The sequence below is a fragment of the Sphingopyxis sp. H053 genome (genome assembly GCF_001468225.1).
Lineage (GTDB): Bacteria > Pseudomonadota > Alphaproteobacteria > Sphingomonadales > Sphingomonadaceae > Sphingopyxis.
Genome location: NZ_LNRU01000016.1, coordinates 36,411 through 51,861 on the forward strand (window position 1 = coordinate 36,411; position 15,451 = coordinate 51,861).

General features: G+C 64.5%; 14 protein-coding genes and 1 tRNA gene. 6 read left to right on the top strand and 9 right to left on the bottom strand.

The window, feature by feature from the left end; genetic code table 11:
- Positions 1-4: 4 nt before the first annotated feature.
- The 3 genes from ATE70_RS22250 to ATE70_RS22260 all read right to left on the bottom strand — a co-directional run bounded on the left by ATE70_RS22250 (position 5) and on the right by ATE70_RS22260 (position 3,567).
- Positions 5-2,278 (bottom strand): FdhF/YdeP family oxidoreductase, encoded by a 2,274-nt coding sequence (locus tag ATE70_RS22250; RefSeq protein WP_058539733.1) that lies wholly within the window; start codon positions 2,276-2,278, stop codon positions 5-7.
- 81 nt (positions 2,279-2,359) lie between these two features.
- The gene (locus ATE70_RS22255) at positions 2,360-3,439 is read right to left on the bottom strand and encodes an NAD(P)H-dependent flavin oxidoreductase (protein WP_058539776.1); all 1,080 of its coding nucleotides are present in this window, start codon (positions 3,437-3,439) and stop codon (positions 2,360-2,362) included.
- Between the two features lie 51 nt (positions 3,440-3,490).
- Positions 3,491-3,567, bottom strand: a tRNA-Arg gene (locus ATE70_RS22260).
- Between the two features lie 71 nt (positions 3,568-3,638).
- Here ATE70_RS22260 and ATE70_RS22265 point away from each other — a divergent pair.
- The gene (locus ATE70_RS22265) at positions 3,639-4,427 is read left to right on the top strand and encodes a queuosine precursor transporter (RefSeq protein ID WP_058539734.1); all 789 of its coding nucleotides are present in this window, start codon (positions 3,639-3,641) and stop codon (positions 4,425-4,427) included.
- Between the two features lie 4 nt (positions 4,428-4,431).
- The gene (locus ATE70_RS22270) at positions 4,432-4,890 is read left to right on the top strand and encodes a hypothetical protein (RefSeq protein ID WP_082640001.1); all 459 of its coding nucleotides are present in this window, start codon (positions 4,432-4,434) and stop codon (positions 4,888-4,890) included.
- On the opposite strand, the gene purQ is transcribed toward ATE70_RS22270, so the two are convergent.
- Positions 4,852-5,517, bottom strand: a complete 666-nt coding sequence (purQ, locus tag ATE70_RS22275) for a phosphoribosylformylglycinamidine synthase subunit PurQ (protein WP_058539735.1) — start codon at positions 5,515-5,517, stop codon at positions 4,852-4,854. The genes ATE70_RS22270 and purQ overlap by 39 nt on opposite strands.
- A 14-nt stretch (positions 5,518-5,531) precedes the next feature.
- Complete coding sequence (purS, locus tag ATE70_RS22280; RefSeq protein ID WP_037513977.1) at positions 5,532-5,762, bottom strand: phosphoribosylformylglycinamidine synthase subunit PurS; 231 nt, start codon at positions 5,760-5,762, stop codon at positions 5,532-5,534.
- A 193-nt stretch (positions 5,763-5,955) separates the two neighbouring features.
- Here purS and ATE70_RS22285 point away from each other — a divergent pair, with 193 nt between their 5' ends.
- The 3 genes from ATE70_RS22285 to ATE70_RS22295 all read left to right on the top strand — a co-directional run bounded on the left by ATE70_RS22285 (position 5,956) and on the right by ATE70_RS22295 (position 7,450).
- Complete coding sequence (locus ATE70_RS22285) at positions 5,956-6,129, top strand: (2Fe-2S)-binding protein (RefSeq protein ID WP_058539777.1); 174 nt, start codon at positions 5,956-5,958, stop codon at positions 6,127-6,129.
- Between the two features lie 101 nt (positions 6,130-6,230).
- Entirely contained in the window at positions 6,231-6,713 is a 483-nt protein-coding gene (gene bfr, locus ATE70_RS22290; protein WP_058539736.1) for a bacterioferritin, read from the top strand.
- A 317-nt stretch (positions 6,714-7,030) separates the two neighbouring features.
- Positions 7,031-7,450: a hypothetical protein gene (locus ATE70_RS22295; RefSeq protein WP_058539737.1), complete on the top strand. Its 420-nt coding sequence runs from the start codon at positions 7,031-7,033 to the stop codon at positions 7,448-7,450.
- Positions 7,451-7,655: 205 nt separating this feature from the next.
- Here the strand turns inward: ATE70_RS22295 and ATE70_RS22300 are convergent, their stop codons facing one another.
- Together ATE70_RS22300 and ATE70_RS22305 are read right to left on the bottom strand one after the other, a co-directional pair.
- Positions 7,656-10,550 carry a M16 family metallopeptidase gene (locus ATE70_RS22300; protein ID WP_058539738.1) on the bottom strand — a complete coding sequence of 965 codons (2,895 nt, stop codon included), beginning with the start codon at positions 10,548-10,550 and terminating at the stop codon, positions 7,656-7,658.
- A gap of 43 nt (positions 10,551-10,593) precedes the next feature.
- Positions 10,594-11,739 (bottom strand): GGDEF domain-containing protein, encoded by a 1,146-nt coding sequence (locus ATE70_RS22305; protein ID WP_231732818.1) that lies wholly within the window; start codon positions 11,737-11,739, stop codon positions 10,594-10,596.
- A 159-nt stretch (positions 11,740-11,898) separates the two neighbouring features.
- Between ATE70_RS22305 and ATE70_RS22310 the strand changes: the two genes are divergently transcribed.
- Entirely contained in the window at positions 11,899-13,887 is a 1,989-nt protein-coding gene (locus ATE70_RS22310; RefSeq protein WP_058539739.1) for a lipoxygenase family protein, read from the top strand.
- Positions 13,888-13,951: 64 nt separating this feature from the next.
- On the opposite strand, the gene ATE70_RS22315 is transcribed toward ATE70_RS22310, so the two are convergent.
- Both ATE70_RS22315 and ATE70_RS22320 read right to left on the bottom strand, forming a co-directional pair.
- Positions 13,952-14,740, bottom strand: a complete 789-nt coding sequence (locus tag ATE70_RS22315; RefSeq protein ID WP_058539740.1) for a sterol desaturase family protein — start codon at positions 14,738-14,740, stop codon at positions 13,952-13,954.
- A gap of 14 nt (positions 14,741-14,754) precedes the next feature.
- The gene (locus ATE70_RS22320; RefSeq protein ID WP_058539741.1) at positions 14,755-15,393 is read right to left on the bottom strand and encodes a methyltransferase family protein; all 639 of its coding nucleotides are present in this window, start codon (positions 15,391-15,393) and stop codon (positions 14,755-14,757) included.
- Positions 15,394-15,451 lie beyond the last annotated feature (58 nt).

Sequence of the window (15,451 nt, forward strand, 5' to 3'; positions counted from 1 at the left end):
GGCGTCAGTCCGCGGCCCGGACGACGCGCACCGGGATCGACTTGGCGGCGGGACAGCCGCTCGTCCTGTCGTAATGGGCCAGCGGCAGCAGCGGGTTGAGCTCGGGATAATAGCCCGCGACCGAGCCGCGCGACATCGGATAGTCGAGGATCGTCAGCCCCCTTACCCGGCGCACGACGCCGTCGGCGCTGATCGTTTCGAGCGCGACCTTCGTTCCCGCCTCCAGCCCGCGCACCGCGATATCGTCGGCGTTCATAAACAGGACCATGCGGTCGTTATACACGCCGCGATAACGATCATTGTAGCTGTAGATCGTCGTGTTGAACTGGTCGTGCGAGCGGACGGTCGCAAGGCGCAGCATGTCGGGATCGTCGACCGCCGCATTGACCGCGAGCCCCGGAAGGATCAGGAAATTGGCCTTGCCGTTCGGCGTCGCCCACACGCGGCGGCGCGGCGGGATATCGAGGTGAAAACCCATCGGCGCCTTGATGCGCTCCGAAAAACCCTCGTAGAGCGCGGGATAGACCGCGGCGATCTTGTCGCGGATCAGGCCATAATCGTCGATATAGCGCGCCCAGCCGGTCTTGCTGTCCGGCAACGTCGCCATTGCCATGCGGCAGACGATCTCGGTCTCGGGCATCAGGTCGGCGCTCGCAGGTTCGAGCACGCCGCGCGAGGCGGTGACGTTCGACATCGAATCCTCGATCGTCACGAACTGCTCGCCTGCCGCGGTTTCGATGCGCTCGGAGCGCGCGATAACGGGCAGGATCAGCGCGTCGCGGCCGTGGACGAGGTGCCCGCGGTTCAGCTTGGTCGCGATCCCGACGGTCAGGTCCAATTTTCGCATCGCGTCGTAAGCGCGGCCGGTGTCGGGCACCGCGCGTACGAAATTGCCGCCGAGGCCGATGAAGACCTTGGCGGTGCCCGCCATCATCGCCTCGACCGATTCGATGCTATGATGGCCCTCGCCGCGCGGGGGTTCGAAACCGAAGACATCGCGCACCTTGTCGAGATAGGCCTGGCTCGGTTTCTCGTCGATCCCGACGGTGCGGTCGCCCTGGACGTTCGAATGGCCGCGGATCGGCGAGATACCCGCGCCCGGTTTTCCGTAATTGCCCTTGAGGAGCAGCAGGTTCGCGATCTGCTGGACGAGCTGCGATCCCTGCTGATGCTGGGTCACCCCCATGCCGTAACAGATGATCGTCGCGTTCGATCGGATGTAGATTTCGGCGCAGCGGCGGATCTGCGCCTCGTCAATCCCCGCCGCAGCAACGAGGTCGGGCCATGTCTGCGCCTCGATATCGGCCTTCAGCGCTGCGAAACCCGACGTATGTTCGGCGATGAAGTCGTGATCGAGCACAGTTTCGCCCGCGGCCTCGCGCTCGAACATCACCTTCATCATGCCCTTGAGGAGCGCGAGATCGCCGCCGATCCGGATATGCACGAATTCGCTGCTGACCTCGGTCGAGCCGAAGGTCGCCATCTGGACGATGTCCTGCGGTTCGGTGAATTTGATCAGCGCGCGCTCGGGCATCGGGTTGACCGCGACGATCGGGACCCCGCGCTTGCGCGCCTCGACCAGCGGCGTCATCATCCGCGGCGCGTTGGTCCCCGCGTTATGCCCGATCAGGAAGATCGCCTCGGCGTGCTCGAAATCGTCGAGGATCACCGTGCCCTTGCCGACTCCGATCGAGTGCGGCAGCCCGCGGCTCGTCGGTTCGTGGCACATGTTCGAACAGTCGGGGAAATTGTTGGTGCCAAATTCGCGCACGAAGATCGAATAGAGGAACGCCGTCTCGTTCGCGGTGCGGCCCGAGGTGTAGAATTCGGCCTCGTGCGGGCTGGCAAGAGCGCGGAGGTGCGCGCCGATCAGCGCGAAGGCATCGTCCCAGCGCACCGGCACATAATGGTCGGTCGCGGCGTCGTAGCGCATCGGCTCGGTCAGCCGCCCCTGCATTTCGAGCCAATAGTCCGACTGCTCCATCAGGTCGGTCACGCTGTGCTGCGCAAAAAATTCGCGCGTCACGCGGAATTTCGTCGCCTCGTGCGCGAGCGCTTTCGCGCCATTTTCGCAGAACTCGAGCTTCTTGGTGCAGCTGGCGTCGGGAAAGGCGCAGCTCGGGCATTTGAAACCGCCCGGCTGGTTCATCGACAGCAGCGCGCGCGATCCCTTGGTGACGACGCTTTGTTCGAGCAGCACCTTCGCGGTCGCGGCCGCCGCGCCCCAGCCGCCGGCGGGGCTGTTGTAGGATTTGTACCGGGGTTTATCGTCAGCCATCGCCGCCCGATTAAAGCATAGCGACCCCGGCATATCCATCGCTCTTTGAATGCGCCCGTCGCCGTTTCCATCGCGCCAAAGTCATCCGTCGTCCCGCTCGAGTGCGGACGACAATTCGGCGGCCAGCGCCGCGACGAGATCGGCCGCCGCCATGGCGCGGGCGAACGGCGCGCCCTGCCCGGCCCATTGCGCGCCATATCCATATTCGCCGTGCGCCTTGGCGGCGGCGTTCAGCGCTTTGCCGAGGTCATAGGCGATCGGATAGGCCGGAATATCGGCGGGCGCGATGTCGGCATCGAGCGCGGCGAAGTTGTTCGCCAATATCCGTGCCGGACGTCCCGATACCGCGCGCACTATCGCTGTTTTATACGCCGCGTCGCTGGCAAGCGCCGCGCGGTATCCCGCATCGGCAAGGCTCTCGTCGCTGGCGAGAAAGGCGGTGCCAAGCTGCGCCGCCGCGGCGCCGAGCCGCAGCGCCGCCGCGATACCCGCGCCGTCCATGATACCGCCCGCCGCGATCACCGGCAGATGGACCGCGCCAACGAGCTGGCGAACCAGCGCCGCCGTTCCGAGCCGATCATCGGGCGCGTCGAGGTCGAAGACGCCGCGATGACCGCCCGCTTCCCACCCCTGCGCAACCACCGCGTCGACGCCGGCAGCCGCTATGGCCTGGGCCTCGGCCAGATTTGTCGCGGAGGCAAACAGGACGATACCGGCATCACGCAGCGCACCGATCGCCTCCGCTGGCGGCAGGCCGAAATGGAAGCTCACAACCGCGGGCCGTTCGGCAACGAGCATTCGCAGCATCGCGTCGTCGGTGACGAAGCTCTGGTAGATTTCGGAAAGATGGTCGGGCGGCGCGGCGCCATATTGGCCGAACAGGTCGCGAAATCGGTCGATCCACGCGCGTTCGACACTGCCGTTTGCGACCGCCGGGCGATGGCAGAAGAGATTGACGTTGAAGGGCCGCCGGGTCCGCTCACGAACTGCAGCGATCATCGCCCGCGCCCCGCCCGCGTCGGTGGCGCCGACGGCGATCGAACCGAGTGCGCCGGCTTCGCTGACCGCGGCGGCCATGGCGGGCGACGAGACACCCGCCATCGGCGCCTGGATGATCGGCAATTCGATGCCAAGCAGCTGATGTAGAAGGCGGGTGGTCATCATCGTCTCCGAGGTCGAGCGAATCTGATCGGCGGCGCGTGCAAACAGCAATGGCGCGCCCGGCAGGATTCGAACCTGCGACCACCCGCTTAGAAGGCGGGTGCTCTATCCAGCTGAGCTACGGGCGCGCATAGGCTCTTGCGTCGCGCCGCGAATAGCGTGGTTTGCGTAGGCTGCAAAGCGGGTTAAGCAGCGGCCGATGATCGATTCCGACACCCCGCCCGCCAAACCCGCCCATGTCAGCGCCGCGAGCATCCGGCATTTTCGCTATTATGACCTCGTCATGGCGGCATTTGTTGCTGTCCTGCTGCTCAGCAACATCATCGGTGCGTCGAAATTGTCGATGGTCGGCGGGTTCACCTTTGGCGCCGGCATCCTGTTCTTCCCGGTCAGCTATGTGATCGGCGACGTGTTGACCGAAGTCTATGGCTATGCGCGCGCGCGTCGCGTCATCTGGACGGGGTTCGGCGCGCTGCTGTTCATGGCGGTGATGAGCTGGATCGTGCTCGCGATGCCGCCCGCACAGGACTGGTGGTGCAGCGGCGCCGATGCGCTGACGCTCAAGGCGGGCGAAGCCGGCGGGACAGGCGCGGTGTGCCAGGCAAGTTACGAAAGCGTGTTCGGCAGCGCGTGGCGTATCGTCCTCGCCTCGATGGCGGCTTTCTGGGCCGGCGAATTCGTGAACTCCTATGTCCTTGCGCGGATGAAGCTGGCGACGGGCGGGCGTTTCCTGTGGATGCGCACGATCGGGTCGACTGTCGTCGGACAGGGTATCGACAGCCTGATCTTCTATCCCATCGCCTTCCTCGGCATCTGGGAAACCGAGCAGGTGCTGCTCGTTCTGACCACGAACTGGGCGATGAAGGTCGCCTGGGAAGCGGCGCTGACCCCGGCAACCTATCTGGTGGTGGGGGCGTTGAAGCGGCGCGAAGGTGTCGATGTGTTCGACGAAGGCACCGATTTCAATCCGTTCGGCGCCAAGGTTTGACTGCATGACTTTAATCGAGATCGCCTCGCTGTTCGAGGCGCGAAAAGTGTCGGTCATCGACGCGACGGGCCTCGATAAGGATGCCTTGCACATTTATTTCGGGCTGGCCGTGTTTCTTGCGGTGCGGCTTGTCTGGCGCTGGCGCGGCGGATGGGTGGCCGCGTGGCTTGTGGTCCTCGCCATGGCGTGCGGCGGCGAATGGCTGGACGTGACGGCCGAACTCAGCCGCTCGGCGATCCAGCCGGATGCGGCGCATTGGCACGATATCTGGAATACGATGTTCTGGCCGACGGTCTTGCTGCTGTTCGGGCGGTGGCTGGAGCCCGGCGTCAAAACCGCTGCGATCGCCGCGTACAGCGACGACGCACCGGTATCCTCTTACGGGAAAGCGGACGCAGGCTTTGCCGGCGAAGCGCCCTTGCGCTCAGGCGAGCACGCCGAGCGCCGCCTCGAACAGGCGTAGCCCGTCGGTGCCGCCGTGCGCGCGGTCGATCGCGCGTTCGGGATGCGGCATCATGCCGAGCACATTGCCCGCATCATTGAGCACACCCGCAATGTCGCGCGCCGAGCCGTTGACGGGGTCGGCGTAGCGGAACGCGACGCGCCCCTCGCCCTCGATCCGGTCGAGCGTTTCGGCGTCGGCGAAATAATTGCCGTCGTGGTGCGCGACAGGGATGTTGATTTCCTCACCCGCATTATAGCTCGCGGTGAACAGCGACTGGCTGTTCTCGACCTTGAGCGGCACGGTGCGGCAGACGAAGTTGAGCCCCGCATTGCGCATCAGCGCGCCCGGCAGCAACAGCGCCTCGGTCAGCACCTGAAATCCATTGCACACGCCAAGCACTGGCACGCCGCGCGCTGCGGCATCGGCGACGCTGCGCAGGATCGGCGAGCGCGCGGCCATCGCGCCCGAGCGCAGATAATCGCCATAGGAAAAGCCGCCAGGCAGCGCGATGAAATCGACGCCGTCGGGCAGCTCGGTCTCGCGGTGCCACACCATCGCGGGCGCACGGCCGGTGACCTGTTCCAGCGCGACCGCCATATCGCGATCGCAGTTGGAGCCCGGAAAGACGATGACGGCGGTCTTCATGGCTTGGGTTCCCTTTACGGACGTTCGATGCGGTAGTTTTCGATCACCGTGTTGGCGAGCAGCTTGGCGCACATCGCGTCGAGGTCGGCGTCGCTCGTACCGTCGGCGACATCCAGCTCGATGAAACGGCCGGCGCGGACGTCCGCCACACCGCCGAAACCGAGGCCCTCGAGCGCATGATGGATCGCCTTGCCCTGCGGATCGAGCACCCCCGGCTTGAGCGTCACATAGACATTCACTTTCATGGGGGCGGACCTTTGCTTTTGGCGGGCGGGGAAGATGGGCGCGCCTATGCCCGCGAATCACTTTGGGGGCAAGGGGCGGCGGGCCGCCCGGCACCCGAAAAATGCCGCTGTTCGGATTGCGAACCAGTCGCATTTTCCTGTTGCGAATCGCTCGCACTATCCCTACATCACTCTTGTTGAGAAGGATTCGCACATGGTCGTCTGTGTCTGCAACGCAATAAGAGAAAGCCAGCTGCGCGATGTCGCGCGCGATGGCCAATTGCGGTGCGCCAAGGCCGCTTACGCGCAACTGGGTCGCAAACCCAAGTGCGGACAGTGCCTGCCATTCGCTCGCAATATCATCAGCGACGTCGTCGCGACCGCCTGATTTTTCTTGGTTTTCCGCCATTTTTGACCTTGGCCTGATGGGGCCGGGGCGCGTATAATGCGCCCACTCCATTCCAAGACAAAAATGACAGGATAGACACCATGAAGGGCGACGAAAAAGTCATCGATTTTCTGAACGAGGCGCTCAAGAACGAGCTGACCGCGATCAACCAATATTGGCTGCATTATCGCATGCTCGACAATTGGGGCGTCGCGCGCCTCGCCGCGTTCGAGCGCGAAGAGTCGATCGACGAGATGAAGCATGCCGACAAGCTGGCCGATCGCGTCCTTTTCCTCGGCGGCCTCCCCAATTTCCAGATGCTCGGCCGGCTGCGCGTGGGTGAGACGGTCGAGGAGATCCTCAAGGCCGACCTCGCGCTCGAAGAAGAGGCGATCCCGCTGCTCAAGGATGCGATCGCGCATTCGGAAAGCGTGCGCGACTATGTCAGCCGCGATCTGTTTGCCGACATCCTCGAAAGCGAGGAGCATCATGTCGACGAGTTGGAAAAGCAGTTCGAGATGATCGAGCGCATGGGGATCGAAAATTATATCCAGCTCCAGTCGAAGCCTGCCGGCGACGATTGAGGCCGCCTTCGTCATTCCCGCGAAAACGGGAATCCGGCTGGCCACGCTTTCTTCGATTCTCGACAAATGCGTCGAAGCGCGAAGGAAGAAGCGGGATTCCCACCTGCGCGGGGATGACGAAACGGGATAAAACAGCAGTTTTCAGGGGCGTTTTCGGGCGCCTCTTTTTTCGCTTGTATTTGCGACTAATTCTCAATAGCAAGGTCAGGCAGTCCCCTCCTGCCGGCCGCTGCAACTTAAAGCTGCGCTTAAAGCGGCCGGCATCTTTTTCGAAAATGGGAACGGACGGACTGCATGGGCCGGGAGAAACGAACCTCATGCAAAGCAGCGAGCTGATCCGCCAATTGTCCGAGCAGCCGCTGGTGCGCGATTTGTCGGTCGAAGCGGCACAGGCCGTCCTTGCGCTGCGTTACTGCATCCTCTGCCGCCGCAGCGAACGCGACCCGATGCCCGAACTCGAACGCCGCTGGGGCAATATCCTCGCCGCGCGGCGCTATCGGCTGGTGGTCGAGGCGATCGGCCATGTCTGGCCCGACCCCTTCGCCGTCGCCCCACCCTGTTGCCCGCGCGTCAGTTTCGACGAGGCGTTGCTCGCCGCGATCGTCGGCACCGCATCGCGCGGGGACCGCGTCCATTTCGACTGGCTGACCGCCGAGATGCTCGGCGGCGATGCACGCGAAATGCTGTTCGTCGCGATGGAAAATTTCATCCGCGCAAGGACGCCGGGGCGGGTTTAGCCGCCCGCGTAATCACGGCGGGCAAAGAAGAGTATAGGTCGGCTTTGGGGTAGGAAGCGAACGCCGCCCCCTTCCTTACTTCGTCATCCCCGCGAAAGCGGGGACCCAGAGCGTCCGTCGGCTGGCCCATCCCTGGGTTCCCGCTTTCGCGGGAATGACAAAGAGGGAGAGTGGGGCAACATCCGGCCGAACGCAGCCGCCCGCGTTACTTCCCCGCCTTGTCGCTCACCGCCTTGATCACCAGCGCCTTGTCGTCGACCAGATAGCGCTTCGCGAGCGCCTGCAACTCGGCCGGCGTCGCGGCCTCGACCGCGCCGATGCCCTTGCGGCTGCGGTCGAGGCGGTCGGCGTGGCTCGCGGCTTCGGCGACATAGTTCAGCCAATAGCTGTTCTCGCGCCGCGATTTCACCATCGCTTCGAGCAGCGGCCTCCGCGCGCGGTCGAGCAGGTCGGCGTCAATGGGCTTGTCGCGCAGTTCCTTCGCGATCGCGAAGATCGCGGCGCGGGTCGTTGCGAGATCCTTATAGTCGACATTGCTCGCCGCGAAGAGATGGCCGTAGCCGGGGAATTCGTCGGACAGGCTCGCCGCCGCGCCGGGGCTGTAGCTTTCGCCGAGCTTTTCGCGCAGCTCCTCGGTCAGCATCAGCTGCATCGCGCGCGACAGCAGGGTGAGCTGCATCGCCTCGGCGAGGTCGCTGTCGTCGCGCGCCGGCCAATAGACGCGCAGCTCGGCCTGTTCGGCGGGCCCCTTGTGGATCAGCGTACGCTCGCTGCGGTCGGTCGCGAACTGGCGGATGCGCGCATCGGTGCGTGGATCGAACGCCGCTCGCCGCTCGGGCAGCGCCCCGAACGTCGCCGCAATCGCATCGATCGCCGACTGTTCGCCGATATCGCCGACGACGCCGATCTCGATCGCGCCATGCGCAAAGCTGTCGGCGATCGCGGGCTTCAGCTGCGCCCAGTCGAGCGCCATGACCTTTTCAAGCGGCGGGGTCTGCGAGCGCGGGTCGTTGTTGGCGAGGATGCCGCCGACGTCGCGGCCGAGCACCGCCGCGGGGGTCGCGTCGTTCGCGGCATATTGTTGCGGCAGGACGCGGCGGATCAACGCAAGGCCATCGGGGCGATAGCCGGGATGCGTGAGGAACGCCGCCATCAGCTTGGCCTGCAGCGCGAAATCCTCGGGCGAGGTCAGCGCCGACCCGCCGAACGCGTCGGTGGAGTTGCCGAACACCGGGCTGATCGTCTTGCCCGCGAGGATCGAACGCAGATCGTCGAGGCTGTGCGCTTCGAGGCCACCCAACATCAGTGAACCGGCGAGCGACACCTTGGTCGGATCATCGCGCGTCGCGAGCAGGTTGCCGCCATCGACGCGCAGCGACAGCATGACCTTGTCCTTCTGGAAATCGGTCGTCTTGATGTTGAGCATGACGTTGTTGGCGAAGCGGATGCGGCGGATGCCGAGGTCGTCGATGCGTTCGTCGCTGACAATTTTGCCGGGCGTGCCGAAACTGTCGTATGCGAAGGCGGCATTCGCGGCCTCGGTCGGCGCGGCGACGGCGACCTGCGTCGACGCACGCAGCGCCGCGAGGACCGCGTCAGGGCCACCCTCGACCGGTTTTTTCGCCGTCACGCGCGCGAGCGGCGCGCTGAGCCCTGCCATGCGCTTCTGGAACGCCGCTGTGACCGCCGCGGCGGTCAGCGACGGCGCCGCGGCCTCGAACAGCCCCTGCGAGGTTTCGGGCCGGACGAGGACGAAATCGCCATCGGCAGCCAAGATCAGCGCGTCGGCAAGCCCTTCGCTGCGCCGCGTCGTCACCCCGGCAACGGCGTTCTTGAGCGCGGTGCGGCGGTTCGCGAGCTGTTCGTCGACTTCGGCCTGAGTGAAGCCATGTTCGACGGCGCGCCGCTGTTCCTGTTCGGCGAGCGCGAGCGCTTCTTTCCACGCGCCTTCCTTGGCGACCGCGCCGACGGTGATCTGGTCGAATTTCTTCCAACCCTCGGCGTCGCTGAAATAGCCGGTCAGGATCGGCGAATCTTCGTTGAGCGCGATCTTCGCGAGCCGGCGGCTGACGATCGCCTCGCCGACATCCTCGGCGAGCTTGCGCGCGCGTTTCGCCTTGGTGTCGGGCTCGTCCACCCACGGCTTGAAGCTCGCGATCGTCACCGAATCCTGGATCGCCGGATCGACGAAATCGTCGGCCGCGGCGGCGCGCTGGTAATCGACATTGCCGATTTCGGGGTCGGCGCCCGCGGGACCGACGCCCTTCCAGTCGGCAAAGCGCGCCTTGATCTTCGCCTCGACCGCCGCGGGGTCGAAATCGCCGACCATCACCAGCGTTGCGCGTTCGGGACGGTAATAGCGGTCGTAGAGATCGCGGAGCCGCGACGCGGGCGCGGTCCTGATCACCTCCTCGGTGCCGACCGGGATGCGGTTCGCGACATTCATCCCCTTCATCTGGAAGTCGAGCTGGTCGATCAGGCTGCGCAGCTGATAGGTGTCGCGCGCGCGGCGTTCGGACAGGATGATGCCGCGCTCGCGGTCGACCGCGGCGGGATCGATGGTCAGATTGCCGCCCGTCTCGCGCATCAGCATCAGCCCGGTGTCGATCAGATCATCCGACGCGTTCGGCAGGTCGAGCTTGTAGATCGTCTCGTCGAAGCCGGTCGAGGCATTGGTGTCGGCGCCGAAGGCGAGACCCTTGCGCTCGAGCAGCTTGATCATCTCGCCCTCGGGCACATTGGTCGATCCGTTGAACGCCATATGTTCGAGGAAATGCGCGAGGCCTCGCTGGTCTTCGGCCTCGGCAAAGCTGCCGACGGCGAAGCGCATGCGCAGGACGACGCTATCCTTGGGCGTGCTGTTTTTCAGCAGCGCATATTTCATCCCGTTGGGGAGCACGCCGAAGACGATATTCGGATCGACCGGCACATCGCTCGCCGCGAAGTTCCACGCCTTCGCCGCTTCGCTCTGCGGATTGACCGCCGCGGATGCGGCAACCTTTGCGGGCGCTTCCCTAGCCCAGGCGGGCGCGGTGCTGGCGATGAGGAAAACGAGGGGCGACAGCGCGGTCGAGGCGCGCCGGACAAGGGATTTGGTCATGGAGCATGATGTGGCCACCGCCCGTCGGGTGGTCAAGCCAGTGTTACGCGACCCGGCCGATGCTTTCGACAGACGACGTCTTCTCGCGATCGGCGGCTTTTGCCGCGTAGAGCGCGCGGTCGGCGACCTCGAGCAATTTGCGCGCGCTGTCGCCATGCTCGGGCCAGCTGGCGGTGCCGATGCCAGCGCCGACACCGATCGAGCGGCCGCCGATGCGGTAGGGCGCGGCGAGCGCGGCGAGAACATGGTCGGCAAGCGAGGTCTTGAGCAGGATCGACCCGGCGGGCACGAGGATCGCGAATTCGTCGCCGCCCTGCCGCGCGACCACCGCATGATCGCCGCACGCGCGGCGCAGACGCTCGGCGAGCTCGCACAAGACGCCGTCGCCGATCGCATGGCCGTGCTGGTCGTTGATCGGCTTGAAGCCGTTGAGGTCGAGCAGCGCGATGGCGAACGGGTTGGCCGCGTCGCCCTTCGCAATCTCTTCGTCGAGCCGCATGTCGAACTCGCGGCGATTGGCGAGGCCGGTCAGCGGATCGGTGTGCGCCAGGTCGCGCATCTGGTGCTGAAGCTGGAGCAGGTCGATCAGCTGGTCGTGCTGCTGGAGGATCATGCGCAAGAGGAAGATCGTCGCGACGACCAGGCTGGTGCCCGCGGCGATTTCGGGCGGATTGCCCGATGTCAGCATCAGGAACGAGATCGGCACCAGCCCGATCAGCAGGTTGATGAAGGTCGCGAGGCGGATCGACGACAGGCAATAGGCGGTCGCGAGCGAGCCCATCGCCATGATCATCGCATAATAGCTGTGCGTCGAGGGCGGCGCGGCGAGCCAGTTGATCACCGTCCAGCTGCTGCACATCGCGCCCGTCGTGCCCGACAGCCACATCGATTCTTTGATCATCCGCCGTGCGCGGCGCAGGCTCATCCGCCGGCCGCGATTGTGCATCAGAAAAACGAAGCCGAGCACCCCGATGAGCGCCAGCGTGACCGGGAAGCCGATGCGGACGATCGGATGGACCGTCTGCACCCCGGCATAGATGGCGGTCGGCGTTGTCGCCGCCAGCATCAGGAAAAGCATCGGGGTCAGCGTTTCGACGCGATTGGCGCGCAGCAAGGCGACGTCGTCCCGAATCGCGTCCGGAATCGGCGGAAAGAAGCGCGTGCGCAGCCAGTGATAGACCCCCGTCATAACGGCGGGATAGCAAGCGCGAGTAAAGCAGGGGTTAAGGAATGAAAGCCTGTCTTATCACAAAGCTAAGTGGCGCCCGCGGGGGAATGGCTTGCGAAATATTAACCATGTTCAGGGACAAGCCCGGCCACTTGTTTCGCGCCCGAAAGGAGCCACGCCATGTCTTATCCGACGCCGCAGCCGACCGCATCCAATCCCGCGCCGGCCGCGCCGATGCCGCCGGCCGATCCCACGCTGCCGCAGGATGACACGCCCGCGCAGCAGGCCGCACGCGCGGCGCAGCTGACCGCGACGCAGGCCGTTTATACATGGACGACCGACGTCCCGACCCTGCCCGGCGTTCCGCTCGCAACCGATGTTCCCAAGAATGACGAGCCGACGATCGCCTGGTTCGTGATCCTGATCGGCGTCGGGCTGGGCATCGTGCGCAATGCGCTGACGGTGAAGCTCGGCGGCGTCGATAACGGCGAACTCGATAGCCCGCGCGCCGAATATGAGGCCGCGCTGGCCGAATGCGACGCGATCGAGGCTTCGGCGGCGAAGATCGCGGCCGAGCATGGCGTGCATACCGGCGGCAATATTTTCGAACGCGTCGTGGGCGATGTCGAAAACGCCGTCGCCGCCGCCGAGCGCGACGCGCATGTCGCTTTGCTCAACGGTTATAAGGACCGGCTCGAAGAGCTGATGAAGGTCGAGGACGCCGACGGGCTCGGCAGCAAGACGCCGCGGAGCATCGAGGCGTATCGCGCGCTATTCGCCACGCTGCCCGTTCCGGGCGTCAGCTATATGTTCCAGGACGACAGCGAGTTCGCCCGGCTGCGCGTGCAGGGCCCGAACTGCATGCTGATCACCGCGGTCGGCGATGCGCTGCCCGCCAATTTCCCGCTGAGCGCCGCCAAATATAGTGCGGTGGTGAATGGCGACACGCTGGGCAGCGCGCTCGCAGATGGGCGGCTGTTCCTGCTCGATTACAAGCCGCTCGAGGTGCTCGATCCCGGCACCTATGGCACCCAAGCCAAATACGCCTGGCAACCGATCGCGCTCTTCGCGGTGCCGCCGGGCGGATCGTCGCTGATCCCCGTCGCGATCCAGTGCGGGCAGGATCCGGCCGACACTCCGATCTTCACCCCCTCGCCCGTCGCCGACAAGATCTGGGGATGGGAAATGGCGAAGTTCGCCGTGCAGGTCGCCGACGGCAATTATCACGAGCTGTTCGCGCACCTTGCGCGCACGCATCTGGTGATCGAGGCGTTCGCGGTCGCAACGCATCGCCATCTGGCGGAAATCCACCCGATCTGGGCGCTGCTCGTCCCGCATTTCGAGGGCACCTTGTTCATCAACGAACAGGCAGCAACCTCGCTCATCGCGGCCGGCGGCCCGATCGACCATATTTTCGCGGGCACGATCACGTCGAGCCAGCTCGCCGCGGTCGACGCGCGGCTGGCGTTCGATTTCTATGGCAAGATACCGCATGCCGACTTTTCCGCGCGCGGGGTCGGGGTGGATTCGGCGCTTGCCGATTATCCGTACCGCGACGATGCGCTGCTCGTGTGGGACGCGATCCACGAATGGGCGCGGCAATATGTCGACCTTTATTATGCGCACGATACCGATGTCGTCGCCGACACCGAGCTTGCCGCCTGGGCGGCGTGCCTTGCGGGCGAGGCGAAAATCAAAGGCTTCGGGCCCGTGACGACGCGCGCGCAGCTCGCCGAAATCTGCACGATGGTGATGTTCACCGCGAGCGCGCAGCATGCCGCGGTCAATTTCCCGCAAAAGGACATCATGGCCTTTGCCCCCGCGGTCACCGGCGCGGGCTGGCAGGCGGCGCCGAACGGTCAGCGCGGGCATGACAAGGCGGGCTGGCTCGCGATGATGCCGCCGATGGCGCTCGCGCTCGAACAATTGAATGTGCTCGAACTGCTGGGATCGGTCCATTACCGCCCGCTCGGCGACTACCGCAGCAACGCCTTTCCCTATCCTTTGTGGTTCCAGGATCCGCGCGTGACGGGGGCTGAGGGGCCGCTCGCCTGGTTCCAGGCTGCATTGCAGGGCGTCGAAGCGGAGATCGCGACGCGCAATGCGGAGCGGATGCAGCCATACCCCTATCTGCAGCCGAGCCTGATCCCGACGAGCATCAATATTTGACGATCAAGAGAAAGGGCACCGGGCCATTCCGCAATTGGATGGCCCGGAGCCCTTTTTTCTTTCCTCAGCCTGTCTTTTCAGCCTTGCGCCGGAACGGATGAAGCAGTTGCGACGGATAGGATGCCGGCATTTTTTCGTCGATGCCATAACGCGCCGGGAGTGTCCCGTGCGTCATATTCGCGGTGCCGAACAGCAGGTCCCAGAAGGACAGTTGGGCGCCGAAATTCCGGTTCCAGGCTTCAGGATTGTCGGCATGGTGCCAATGGTGGAATTCGGGCGACGCGATCAGCCAGCGCAACGGCCCGATGCTGACGCGGACATTGGCGTGCAAAAGCAGCGTATGCCACTGATAGATAAGTGAGAAAATGAGGATCGCTTCAGCCGTGAAACCGAGTGTAAAACAGGGAATGAGCGACGCGCCCTTGGTCAATATCTGATCGACCGGATGGATGCGATGCGCCGCCAGCCAGTCGAGATCTTCGATGCTGTGATGCACCGCATGAAAACGCCAGAGCAGGGGCACGCTGTGGAAGAGACGGTGAAAAGTATAAAAGAGGAGATCGGCGACGACGATCAGTTCGATCACCTGCAACCATAAAGGCTGGTCCGCGACCATTGTCCGGAAGACGCCCGGCACGAAGCGTTCGCCGAGCACCATCGCCAGCACGACGATCGCAACCACACCGATGCCGATCGGCACGCGGTTGACGATGAAATAGATGGTATCGGTGACCCACCCCGGGCGGAACATGCGCTGCTCCCTGCGTCGCGGCAGTAGCCGCTCGAGCGGCAGGAACAACAGCGCGACGAGAAGCAGGTTCTGGACATCGATAAAGCCCAAGAGGAAATTCATCCGCGTGGTCCCGATCAGAAGACGAAGGGGATCAGCCGGTAACGCACCTTCCGGCTCATGTCCTGATAGGCGGGATCGGCCATCAGCACGCGTTCCTCGGCCATGATCCGCGCGATATTGAGCCCGAGTGCAAGGCTATAGACCGCAAGGTTCCACCAGTTCGGGCCGCTAAGCAGAAAACCGATGTGGGTGAGCATGTAGCCCGCATACATGGGGTGACGTACGAAGCGATACGGGCCGCTGACCTTCACCCCGCGGTTCGCCGCGATGACGCCGAAGCTGCGCCGCAGCGTGAATTTGGCGTAAAGCTGGAAGAATATGCCCGCGATGATCAGGAAACCGCAGAAGGCGATGGGTACGAGCGGGGTGTCACTCGGCGCGATGACCAGCATCGCGGCGAACGTGCCGCCGAACCCCAGCGCCCAATCGAGCGGGCGGAGCGAGATATCGTTGGTGGACCGGCGGAACAGGACGAAGAAGACCACGCAGCCCTCGGCGAGCAGCAACAGCCAGTTCTGAGAATGCCCCGCAATCGCCGATGGTATGAGCCGCGACGCCAGCGTCGCCAGCAGCAGAACGACGACGACTTTTTCCAAAAGGTCCCAATGGATGACGCTTACCGCCGGTTGCGACTTGCCGCCCGAAACGCTCATGATGCCATATCCCCACTAGATCAGGAGGATCGGATAGCGCCCGGATGGTTACCAACCG

Excerpts from the sequence above, each read along its gene's own strand:
- ATE70_RS22250 (WP_058539733.1), bottom strand. The coding sequence starts at position 2,278 with ATGGCTGACGATAAACCCCGGTACAAATCCTACAACAGCCCCGCCGGC.
- ATE70_RS22255 (WP_058539776.1), bottom strand. The coding sequence starts at position 3,439 with ATGACCACCCGCCTTCTACATCAGCTGCTTGGCATCGAATTGCCGATC.
- ATE70_RS22265 (WP_058539734.1), top strand. The coding sequence starts at position 3,639 with ATGATCGATTCCGACACCCCGCCCGCCAAACCCGCCCATGTCAGCGCC.
- ATE70_RS22270 (WP_082640001.1), top strand. The coding sequence starts at position 4,432 with ATGACTTTAATCGAGATCGCCTCGCTGTTCGAGGCGCGAAAAGTGTCG.
- purQ (WP_058539735.1), bottom strand. The coding sequence starts at position 5,517 with ATGAAGACCGCCGTCATCGTCTTTCCGGGCTCCAACTGCGATCGCGAT.
- purS (WP_037513977.1), bottom strand. The coding sequence starts at position 5,762 with ATGAAAGTGAATGTCTATGTGACGCTCAAGCCGGGGGTGCTCGATCCG.
- ATE70_RS22285 (WP_058539777.1), top strand. The coding sequence starts at position 5,956 with ATGGTCGTCTGTGTCTGCAACGCAATAAGAGAAAGCCAGCTGCGCGAT.
- bfr (WP_058539736.1), top strand. The coding sequence starts at position 6,231 with ATGAAGGGCGACGAAAAAGTCATCGATTTTCTGAACGAGGCGCTCAAG.
- ATE70_RS22295 (WP_058539737.1), top strand. The coding sequence starts at position 7,031 with ATGCAAAGCAGCGAGCTGATCCGCCAATTGTCCGAGCAGCCGCTGGTG.
- ATE70_RS22300 (WP_058539738.1), bottom strand. The coding sequence starts at position 10,550 with ATGACCAAATCCCTTGTCCGGCGCGCCTCGACCGCGCTGTCGCCCCTC.
- ATE70_RS22305 (WP_231732818.1), bottom strand. The coding sequence starts at position 11,739 with ATGACGGGGGTCTATCACTGGCTGCGCACGCGCTTCTTTCCGCCGATT.
- ATE70_RS22310 (WP_058539739.1), top strand. The coding sequence starts at position 11,899 with ATGTCTTATCCGACGCCGCAGCCGACCGCATCCAATCCCGCGCCGGCC.
- ATE70_RS22315 (WP_058539740.1), bottom strand. The coding sequence starts at position 14,740 with ATGAATTTCCTCTTGGGCTTTATCGATGTCCAGAACCTGCTTCTCGTC.
- ATE70_RS22320 (WP_058539741.1), bottom strand. The coding sequence starts at position 15,393 with ATGAGCGTTTCGGGCGGCAAGTCGCAACCGGCGGTAAGCGTCATCCAT.